The sequence below is a fragment of the Brevibacillus sp. WF146 genome (genome assembly GCF_001673705.2).
GTDB classification, from domain to species: domain Bacteria; phylum Bacillota; class Bacilli; order Brevibacillales; family Brevibacillaceae; genus Brevibacillus; species Brevibacillus thermoruber.
In genome coordinates, this window is record NZ_CP109943.1 from 2,831,747 (window position 1) to 2,842,663 (window position 10,917).

Annotated in this window: 7 protein-coding genes; 1 reads left to right on the forward strand and 6 read right to left on the reverse strand. The window is 49.0% G+C overall.

Translation table 11 applies throughout. The annotated features are described in order from the left end of the window. The first annotated feature begins 228 nt into the window (after positions 1-228). Positions 229-1,275, forward strand: coding sequence for a helix-turn-helix transcriptional regulator (locus tag A6764_RS14080; protein WP_065066191.1), 1,047 nt, complete (start codon positions 229-231; stop codon positions 1,273-1,275). On the opposite strand, the gene ltaE is transcribed toward A6764_RS14080, so the two are convergent. The 6 genes from ltaE to A6764_RS14110 are packed head-to-tail and all read right to left on the reverse strand — an operon-like array spanning position 1,223 to position 10,890. After that, entirely contained in the window at positions 1,223-2,269 is a 1,047-nt protein-coding gene (gene ltaE / locus A6764_RS14085) for a low-specificity L-threonine aldolase (protein ID WP_029099752.1), read from the reverse strand. The genes A6764_RS14080 and ltaE overlap by 53 nt on opposite strands. Further along, positions 2,250-3,506 carry an ATP-grasp domain-containing protein gene (locus A6764_RS14090; protein ID WP_029099395.1) on the reverse strand — a complete coding sequence of 419 codons (1,257 nt, stop codon included), beginning with the start codon at positions 3,504-3,506 and terminating at the stop codon, positions 2,250-2,252. Before A6764_RS14090 ends, ltaE begins: the two co-directional genes overlap by 20 nt. After that, positions 3,481-4,536 (reverse strand): cysteine synthase family protein, encoded by a 1,056-nt coding sequence (locus tag A6764_RS14095; RefSeq protein ID WP_044900219.1) that lies wholly within the window; start codon positions 4,534-4,536, stop codon positions 3,481-3,483. The genes A6764_RS14090 and A6764_RS14095 overlap by 26 nt, the downstream gene beginning before the upstream one ends. Next, a complete protein-coding gene (locus tag A6764_RS14100) occupies positions 4,536-5,426 on the reverse strand; it encodes a GHMP family kinase ATP-binding protein (protein ID WP_029099393.1) in 891 nt (296 codons plus the stop codon). Before A6764_RS14100 ends, A6764_RS14095 begins: the two co-directional genes overlap by 1 nt. After that, on the reverse strand, positions 5,423-6,928 hold the full coding sequence (locus A6764_RS14105; protein ID WP_065066190.1) for an argininosuccinate lyase: 1,506 nt from the start codon (positions 6,926-6,928) through the stop codon (positions 5,423-5,425). Before A6764_RS14105 ends, A6764_RS14100 begins: the two co-directional genes overlap by 4 nt. Continuing rightward, complete coding sequence (locus tag A6764_RS14110) at positions 6,913-10,890, reverse strand: non-ribosomal peptide synthetase (RefSeq protein WP_176703205.1); 3,978 nt, start codon at positions 10,888-10,890, stop codon at positions 6,913-6,915. The genes A6764_RS14105 and A6764_RS14110 overlap by 16 nt, the downstream gene beginning before the upstream one ends. Positions 10,891-10,917: the final 27 nt, after the last annotated feature.

Consider the following 10,917-nt stretch of genomic DNA (forward strand, 5'->3'; position numbering starts at 1 on the left):
CATGAACGGGACGGAAGAAAAATCCTTTAATTTGCTGTCCATTTCGGCAACCGGGACGCGAGGAAACCGCTGCGATTTTTGAAGAAACATGTATGCCATCTTTTTACTTTTCATATTTTTTATCCCACCTTTTCAAATTTCTACTTCAAATATACGGAAGAATTCTGTTAAAATGTATATGCAAACATGCATTTTTTTACATGTAAGCATTAAAAAGGGAGTCAACCTATGAAAACGATAGGGGATAAAATCCAGTATTTTCGAGAGAAACGGGGCTATTCCAGAAAGTATGTTGCCGAAGACATTTGTGACGAATCCACATTGTTTCGGATTGAGAAGGGGAACCATATACCGCGTTTGGACATTTTGCAAAGCATCTGTCTGAAATTGAAGATTCCGGTCGATTACTTGCTTACCTATGAAAACGAAACGCTCATCCATTTTGTTGCGAAAATTCATAGATTATGTAGAGAAAGTCTTTATTTCCACGATTATACCACGCTGCAATACCTCATCGAAGAAGCAATCACATTTGTTAAAAGGAACAAAAGCTTTCGGGACAGCAGCTTCTTGAAATTTATTGAATGGCAAAAAGGCATCCTGTATTACCGGATTGACCGCCATCCGCGAAAAGCAGAGCAAACGTTTCGCAAGCTGATTTCAAGCGGCAAAATTGTCAATGAACTGGACATCAATGTTGCCAATTCACTTGCGCTGCTTCTGATCGAGATGGATCAAAAGGTTGAGGCATACCGCCTGTTGACAGATAGCATGAGTGCATTGGAAAGTCTACCCTTCGTAGAAGACAAGACCCTTTTCCCCAGATTAGGCTACAACCTGGCGTACATGCACTACCACCAAAAACGATATGATCTCTGCCTGGAGCTGGGCTATCGATTGCTTCTCTACTTATATTCGCATCACTTGCACTACTCGGCAGGAGAGATCTACCATATGCTGGGCATTGTGTATAGCAATGCGGGCAATCTGGAGTATGCCAGAGAGTATCTGGAGCATGCCGTTTCCATCTTCAAATTTGAACTTCGCGAGCAATTGTACGTCCAAGCGGCAAAAACCCTTGCCGAAATCCATTTCAAGCTTGGAGAAACCGAACAAGGCCACATCATTTTGCAAAAGACCCAAGATTTGTGCAAACGCATTTCGGACCTGCACTCAGTAAAGAAACAGGGACAAAAAATAGAGCATACCGAAAGTCAGTATGCTAAAATGGGCCTTTCTTCATCATCTCTTCCACTACTTGAACCGCTCTATTAATATCATCAGTCGTTATATGTCTATGAACAACCGCTCTAATCCTTCCATAGCCCATCTCTGAAAAAATCACGCCACGAGACTTTGCCGTTTGCAAAAATGAATCCCAAGAATAACGAGGATCAGTTACTCGAAAGATGACGATGTTTGTTTGCACCTGCTGGACATCCAATTCGATTCCGTTGATCCTTGCCAATCCATCGGCCAATTGTTTTGCATGCCTGTGATCCTGATCCAACCTTGCAACCATTGTATGTAACGCTATAATACCAGGCGCCGCAGCAATCCCTGCTTGCCTCATTCCTCCGCCCAACATCTTTCTTATTTTTCTCACTTTGTTTATATGAGACTGAGTTCCTGCTGCAATCGAACCAATTGGGGCAGACAATCCTTTTGACAAACAAAATTGAACCGAATCGGCATATCGAGCGATTTCTCTTACGTCCAGATCGAGGGCAACTGCCGCATTAAAAATACGGGCACCATCCATGTGGACAGGAACATTGCGTTCCGCCGCAAATTCCTTTACCTCTTGCAAATAAGCGATCGGCAAAACTTTTCCGCCGCAACGATTGTGGGTATTTTCCAGACAAATTAAAGAGGGCAAAGCAAACTGAGGATCCTCTTCATCAAACGGAAACGCCTTTGCAAGATCGTGCAGCAATAGTCGTCCATCCGCCTGAGTAGGTATCGGCTCGTATACAATCCCGCCGCAAACGGAGGCGCCGCCGGCTTCGTAAATATAGATGTCTGATTCATTGCCAACCAGCACCTTGGAGCCGCGAGGACAATGGGCCATTATGGAAGCCAAGTTTGCCATTGTACCGCTCGGCATAAAGCAGGCCGCTTCCATCCCCAGCATGTTGGCGGCCAATCGCTCCAGTTCATTCACAGTTTGATCCTGCCCATACACGTCGTCTCCCAGCATGGCATGTTGAATGGCATCCATCATTTCCTGCGTCGGCAGGGTAACCGTGTCACTCAGAAAATTCAGCAACAGACACACGCTCCTTCATCTTTACTTCCACATTGTCCATTTGACTCAACAGCTGATGCAGCTCTTTTCCATCTGCTGCAGCCGCAATGATGTAGCCCAGTCGTCCGTACGCATTTACGACTCTTTGCACCAGCTTTCCCGGCTCTGCCCTGCATACGACTTCCTTCACACCCGGCAGTTGCCGAAGCTGTTCGATGCCGGTCACCTCCTGAATTTCTCCCGCTTCTTTTGGGATCAGAAAGCGAATCCCTGCATATTGTAGAGGCTGGCTGCCAAGCTCAGGGGACAAGCCAACCGCAGCTTTGAGTTGTTCCTTTAACACATCCATACCGGTCGCATGCCGAATCAGTTCGGGAATCATCCCCCCGGCCAATCGTCCATTGCACTCTACAAGGAATAGCTTTTCGTCTACGATTTTGATTTCCAGATGGCACGGCCCGAAGCGCCAATCCAGCTTTTTCAGCATGGACAGCACTCCCGTTTCCACGACCGTTTTGATTCGATTTGAAGCCAGGGACGGGAAAACATGGCCAGTTTCGATACAATAGGGCTCTCCCCCGATGCTCTTATCCGTTATGCCGATGATGGAGTGTCGCCCCTCATATGAAAAAACCTCGACACTGTACTCCGGTCCCTCCACGTACTCTTCGATCAAAGCGATTTGAGCGGTCGGTTGTTGGCGGACATTTCGTTTCACCGCCAATATCTCCTTCACCTGCCCGTGCAGCTCCGTAAAGGAAAGGCATTTTACGACCTGGTTGGACCCACTGTCATCGACTGGCTTGACTATGCACGGGAATTTGATATGCTGCTTGATTTCCTCCAACTGCTGTACATGGTCGACAGTAAAAAACCAGGGCTGGTAAAGCTCAGGAAGGTCCCGCAGCAAGGCGCGGACAGCCGCCTTGTTCCTGCACGTTTTCATCGCAATGGGCGGGTTGCCGCGCCATCCAAATCGCTTGGCTAGAAGCGCGACTGTATAAATGTAATATTCGCTGGTCGTCGTTATGCCCGCGATGTCCTCCCGTTTAAAATGAAGCGGAATCGTTTCTGCCAGTTTTTCCGGATCGTTTGTATCGCACACGACGATCTCGCAGCTTTGGTCGCGCAAGCCCTCATAGCGGTTCGGTTCACTGGTCAACAGCACCGGATCATATCCCAGTTCCTTTGTTCGCTTCAAGGCAAGCATGCCTGTTCCGGTTGTATTTGACTCAATAAACAGCAGTTTTCGCTTCATGTCCAAATTTCCCCTTGTTAAAGTGAAAGTACGTCCATTCGGAGACATCCTTTAATTCTTCAATGCGAGCAGGCGAAACACGCAAGCTCTCCTTTTTCAATTGGTGGGCGTTGAAAAAATCATCGCTGTAAATCGAGTGAAGATAGCGATCCCCTCTGTCCGGGAAGATGCAGGCAATCACGGACTGTTCCGATACCTGGCTGCTCAGCCACCTTGATACGGCGTACACGCTGCCTGAACTGTTCCCCGCAAAGATTTTTTCCTGAACGGCGAGCTCCCGCGTCCATGTGAAAGCTTCTTCGTCATTCAACCAGTGAACTTCATCGATGACAGAGAAATCAACATTGGGCGAGCGCAAGCTGTTGCCCAGGCCGCTTTGCAATCGTTTGGGATTGTCTGTTTGGTAGAAGATAACGCTGCCTACGGCATCGACAGCGATGACGGTCAAATCGGGATTTCTTTCCCGCAATGCTTTGGCTGTTCCGCATAGAGAGCCTCCACTCCCTACTGAACCGACGAGATAATCGACGCGCCCCAGCTCTTGTACCAAGTCATCCGCCAACTGCCGATAGGCCAGCGGATTTTGTGGATTCTCGTACTGCTTTGGCCAATATGCATGGGGATATTTGTCCAGCAAACCATGCAAATAATTCAGCCTTGCTTTTTGCCAGCCCCCATCCGCTTCCATTTTCTCCACAATATGCACCTGCGCCCCCAACGCCCTGAGTTTTCCTAGCGTTAATTCATCAATGCGCGGGTCGGTGACAATGTGGACTTCATGCCCCAGGTATGTGCCAATCATGGCAATGCCCAAGGCCAGCGTTCCCGACGAGCTTTCCACGATCGGCGCATGATCCTGGAGCTCGCCGGTTCTCTTGGCAGCCATAATCATTTCCTTGGCTACCCTGTCTTTCATGCCATAGGGATTCAACAGTTCCAGCTTTGCGTATACAGGAGCTTTACTATTGCCATCCAGCCGCAGCCGGATTAGCGGCGTCTTTCCAATCAGGTCGATCAGGCTTTTCTCCATCACACCAAAACCTTCTTTCTTTCCATAGTGGACATTGATTGGAATATTTCTGTCGGGCAGCCCAACTGTTTCAACAAAGACAGCCCTTCTTTTACTTTTTCATAATAGGCACTGTCATTTTCAGAAAGGAGGATGCCAATAAATGTCCCGCTATGAGCCGTAACTATCCCCGCCCCTTCAATTGACCGACAAATTCTGTTTACCTGAGCAAACGTCTTCTTTGGATGCAGCTTCTGGTTCAATTCCGCGCTTCTCGTAGCGACCGCTCCTATTCCCCCCGCATCCTGGGCACGTATGGCAGCGGTTATCCTCTCAAGCAGCACGGCATATTCTTGCCTGTCTTCTTCTGTGAAAGGCTTGGGCAGGCAATTGAAATCGACCGTATTTACTTCGCCGCCCTCATCCAGGGCGATCACGGTAAACGGAGGGCACTCCCCTATCCGTTCTCTCAATCTCACTTCTTTGTGGTAATAAGAGACGATGCCAGGGTACATAATCCCGTCGGATGGCTCAATATCGCGAAGGATGTCCTCGATCACCTGGGTAGGAATGTCAATGTCATGGCAGGATTCAATGGCTTTTACAGTCGCCATCATATCTGCCGTCGAACTCGCCAGCCCCTTTCCTTGCTGAAGCTGACTTTCCAAATACAATGTGCCTTTGACGGGCAAGCCGTAATACTCAAGGATTCTCTTGGCAAAATGAAGCGACTTCCGCTTCCACGCAGGATATACGCTTAACTCTTGATCCTGAGCTGAGCATACATATTTGCACGTCGAGTACTTCTCGACAGGAAACGTTACCAAAAAGTCCTGGCCGCTCGGCAAAACACCTTGCAGCAGCTCTCCAAAGGTGCCATGAGCTTCCCCTTTCCCCACTTTCAGTCTCATCGGTCATACTCCTTACCTTCAGACGTCATCCATCTGGCCAACTCTTCCCGCTGCTGCTTCAGATCAGTGGCAATTCTGCTGAATACCTGTTTGCATTGGGCGGCCTCTTGCGTTTGCAAGACAATCATGTCCTTCACTGCGTCCGGGTTTGTAGATCCTGCCGATCGCTTCATGGTTAAGGCAGCATGTAAGCCAAAGAGCGATTGCAGCTCTTGCTGCGTGATTCGATTGACAAAGCCGTGCTCACGGCAAATCTCCTGCAAGACTTCCACAGAAACATGCTGTGGAGATTGTCCGGCTTGGATCGACTGGGTGATAAACTGTCCGGCTATCACCTGCGCCTGCCGATACGGTATTCCGCTTTTTTCCGTGATCCGGTTTGCCAGCGAAAACCCCCCATAGTAATCCTTTGTGCAGCATTGCTTCATCTTTTCGCTTTGAAACTGGATGTTTTCAAATACGAGCATGAGTAAATCAAGCAGCACTTGCATTTCCTGGAACAGGGAGAGAAGGTTTTTGCTCGACTCCTTGGAAACCTCCACCAGATTGCTGTAGGCCGTGTTTCTTTGGCCGAGCAAAAAATCGACATAGTATGTGAGCAGATGGGCGGTTTTTCCCCTGGCCCTTTCCAAAATCGGAAAATTTCTCTTTTGGGGCATCGAGGATGAAATGCCGGCCAGCTCGTCGGGAAAGTCAATAAATTGGTACTCGCTGCTCCCCCAGTTCATCAGGTCGGTCAGGAAGCGGCTCATGTTGTTCGCAAAAAAAGCCAGGCAGCTCCCGATGTCCAACAGCCAGTCCCGCGAAGCAACCCCGCTCAGGGCATGGCCAATGTACGATGTAAATCCCAAAGACCTTGCCAATTGCAGGTTGTCCACGGGATATTCCTGTCCGGACATCGCCCCGGAGCCAAGCGGACAATATGTGTTCATCGCTTCCAATGCGGCAATCATCCTTTTTTCTGTCTCCAGAAGGTGTTTGCTGATCGCTGTCAGATAGAAGGAAACACTGATGATTTGCGCGGATTGAAAATGCGTGTACCCCGGCATGATGACCGTATGGTACATGTTTGCTCGATCCAAAATGACATCCCGCAGCATCTGAACTTTTTCGATCAGCGCGACCCACTGCTCCCTTGCATACATGAGCTGCGCGCATGCTTGAAAATCGTTGCGGCTCCGGTCGATATGCCATTTGACAACAGGTTGTTCCAACCGATTTTCAATCGACCGCTCCAGCGTGAAAGCCATGTCCGTCATATTTTCTTTTGATGATTGAAGCAGCGTTTCTTTCGTAATGCCCTGGATGGCTTTCAAAAGCGAACGCACCTCTTCTTTCGTCAAAATCATTGCCGTTTCGTACGAGCGCAAAAGAGCCGCTTCAATCTGAATGTAATGGTCGAAATAGTGGTGCAATTCATATTCAAACTGGGGATTAAGCACTGCCGTAGTATAGGTGTCATGCGGCGAATTTTTCACACGTCCGGTCAACCGTGCTTGCATAAGCTCAGCTCCAATTTCAAAATTTCCGAGATTGTTTTCCCTACATGTTCCACCTGCGGAGATGCCATCAAATTGTTGTGGTGTCCTCTCAAGGAATAGGTGTAGACCCTTCCCGTCGTTCTTTTTTTCCACTTCTCGATGTCAACCAGCTCATGGGGGTTGCTCGGATCGATCTCCTCGCAAGCGAGAATATGCAAATCCGTTTTGATGGGGGCAGAGAAGACGTAGCGGTCGCATGCCATGTTATTGGCAGCCATGACGTTGATAATGCGATGTACGTCTTCCAATTCGGCATTTGGCGGCAATCGCTTGCTTCGCACCGCTGCTTCCAAAATCATCTGACATTTTTCCGTTTCAGTAAGCCCGGCGAATGTTTCCGTATCAATCGACAGGCTGCTTGCCCACACGGTCAACGGATCTTCGCGATGCTCCCTGGTGGCTGCCTCATCAAACGGATGCGCATCGAGTAAACCGAGAAACACGATCGGTTCCCCGTTTGCTTCCAGAATCCGGGCCATTTCAACAGCGATGGTTCCCCCCATCGACCACCCCGCGAGCTGGTACGGTCCCTTGGGCTGAATCTTTTGCATTTCCTTTACATACAAGGCCGCCATCTCCCTTATATCATGGAGCGGGGCCGTATTTTTCTCATAGCCTTGTGACTGTATCCCGTACATGCTGATGTCCCGATCAATATTCCTGACGAGGGGAACATAGCATATCGTTCCTCCTCCCCCGGGATGAATCAGAAACAAGGGGGGGTCATCGCAGCGACTTTCTTTCAGCTTCACAACAATCCCGCTGTCATCTGGAGTGTCGTCTTCCGCTTGCAAGTACTCTCCCAAAGCTTCAATGGTTCTGTAAAGAAACAAATGTGAAGGAGCAAGCCTTACGTTCATGCGTTTTCGCAGCAAACCGACGATCTCAATGACTTTGATGCTGTGTCCTCCCAGATCAAAAAAGTCTTCGTTGATCCCGATCTCGCTAACATGCAATACTTCTCTCCAGATAGCAGCCAGCTGCTGTTCCAGCTTGGTTCGAGGCTGTATTTTCTCTTCGCTTTCCAACGCATTTTTTTCAAACGAGAGCCGGCTTTTATCCAGCTTTCCGTGAAGCGTCACCGGCAATTTGTCCAGCCAGTTGACCACGTGCGGAATCATGTAATGAGGCAGTTTTGTGGCTAGGCGTTTTTTCAATTCCTTGGCCGTAAGCGACATCCCGGTTTGTTTGACAAGAAACGCGAAAATTTTTTTATCGCCGTGCACCTCTTCGACCAGAACGGCCGCCTCGCTGATTTCCGGCTGCTGCAGCAGCGCATGTTGAATTTCTTCCAGTTCAATGCGGAATCCCCTGACTTTGACTTGGCTATCTTTCCGCGAAACAAACAAATAATCTCCCGAGTCGAGTTGTTTGACCAAATCTCCGGTACGATAGTATCGCTGCGCTGTCCCCGTTATGTCGATCAGAGGAAAGGCCTTTTCCGTCAGCTCTTGATTGTTTACGTACCCTTTGGCTACACCGGGCCCGCCGATAAACAGCTCCCCGATGACACCTTGCGGGACCGGTTGAAAATGTTCGTCCAGCACTACGAGATGATAATGGGGGAACGGTTTGCCGATCGGTGCAATCAAGCAGTCCTGGTCAGCGTCGCACTTCCAGTAGCTTGCGGCCACACACGCTTCTGTCGGCCCGTACAAGTTAATCAGCGGAATCCCGCTGTCCATCTTTTCGGCAAATTTTCGAACGAGCTTGTGCTGCAAGGCCTCTCCGCCCGTAAATACATATCGGAGATGGCTGTTTTGGGTAAACGCAGGCTGATCCAGCAGCTTCTCCAGCAAGCTGTGGAAAAGCTGGGCTCGCGTAATCCGTTCGTCTCTGATCAAATCTCCCAAATAGTCCGTGTCGAATTGCTTGTCAGGGTGGGTGATAACCAATGTTCCCCCGCCGATCAGCGAACAAAAAATCTCTGTCATCGCCGGGTCAAAGCTGCAGCCGATGTTTTGGAGCACCTTTTCCTCTGGGCTGAACGGAAACTCCTGAAGAAAACCGGTGATATGGTTCACCAGAGACGCATGCGTAATGCCGACCCCCTTGGGCTTCCCTGTCGTTCCCGACGTATAAATGACATAGGCCAAGGCTTCCTCGGGGCAAAGAGAAAGCGTCCCTTCAAGCTCGTCGGCAGGCTGCCTGTCGAAAATGTCCCGAGGCGCAAGAATCGTCATGTTCTCTTTCCACGCATGGAACAAGGGATCGTCTGTGATCATGACAGTCGATTGGGCATCTTCCGCCATGATTCTCACCCGCTCAATCGGCAGCGCAGGATCGACGGGCATATACACGCAGCCGCTTTTCAACACTCCCAGCAAAGCTGCGATTTGCTCGGGTGATCGCTTCAGACGAATGCCGACGATGCTGCCCGGCTGAACTCCTCGGCTGACCAGCTCATGTGCGATTTGATTTGACCGTTGATTCAGCTCTTTATATGTAAAGGCTTGCTCATGCCCTTTGACCGCAATCCTGTCCGGCATCAGCCGTCCCTTTTGCTCCACCAGGGTATGGATAAACTGGGGAGTCATCCTGGCAAGCAGCAGATTTTGGGAGTGCAGCCTCTTCCTCTCCTCTTTCGTTAACAGATTCAGCTTACAAATCGGCTTTTCCGGGTTGCTCAAGATTTCTCTGATCAATGTTATGTAGTGCTGACTAAAACGTTCGATTGTTTTTCGATTGAAAAGATCGGTGCTAAATTCGATCTCGCCTGACATTTTCCCGCCTTCGCATGAAATGTACAGCACCAGGTCAAACTTCGACGTATTCGTATTGATCTTTTCGTTTTCAATCGCAAATGGTACGTCTGTATACTCTTCCTGACCCTCATGGAGAGTAAAGAGCGCCTGAAAAAACGGATGATAGCTGCTGTCTCGGTCCGGGTTCAATTCCTGTACCAGTTTTTCAAAAGGAACCTCGTTGTTTTCATACGTCAGCAGAAAGGATTTGATCGTTTCTTTGATGATTTTGTGGAAGCTGCTGTACGGTCGGATAAAGGTCCGAACCGGCAACGTATTGACGAAAAAGCCGATCATGTCTTGCGTAAACGGATGAGAACGGTTGGCAATCGGCGTACCGATCACAATGTCTTTTTGCCCGGTATAGCGGTAGAGAAGCACATTGAATACGGCCAGAAAAAAGGTGTAATGAGTGGCCTGATGGGATCGGCAAAACATGTTGATCGGTTCGACCAAGGCGCCGGGAATTTCAAATTTTACATTGCCCCCCGCGTAAGACTGTTCCTTGGGTCTCGGTCGGTCGGTCGGGAGCTCCAGCAACGCAGGGACTTGATCCAGATGCTGCTGCCAAAAGTGCAGCTTTTTCTGCAAATGCTCTCCTTCCAGCCTCTCTCTTTGCCAGTTTGCGTAGTCTGCGTATTGCAAAGGAAGCTCCTCGTATCTCTCGACTCGGCCCTGTTCGATCATCGGGTAGATGGTTACCAGTTCTTTTTTCAGAACCTCCAGCGACCAGGCATCAAAGATAATATGGTGAATATTGATCAACAGATAATGGTAGCCTGGATTGACTTCGATCAACTGAAATTTGATTAACGGGCCATTCTCCAAATCAAAAGGCTCCAGCGCAAATTTCTGGAGGTATTCCGAAAAGGGCTGCTCCCGCTCCAACTCCTCCATTCTTTTTGGTTCAAGCGTCAAGGGGGGAGCTTGAAGGGAAACCTTTTGCTTCAGTTCCCCTTCTATTTCAACAAAAGTGGTTCGCAAAATTTCATGTCGCTCTATGATTTTTTGAAGTGTTCTCGTCAGGACATCCGGCTTCAATTCTCCTGTTATTTTTAGCTGCAGCGGAATATGATAGGTCGCGCTATGTGGGACCATTTGTTCAAAAAACCAGATTCTGTTTTGTTCGTAGGAAGATGGCAGCAAGTATACTTCATTTCCTGCTGAAAATGAGCACATGTTATCCCTTCCTTTTCGGGTTGGACA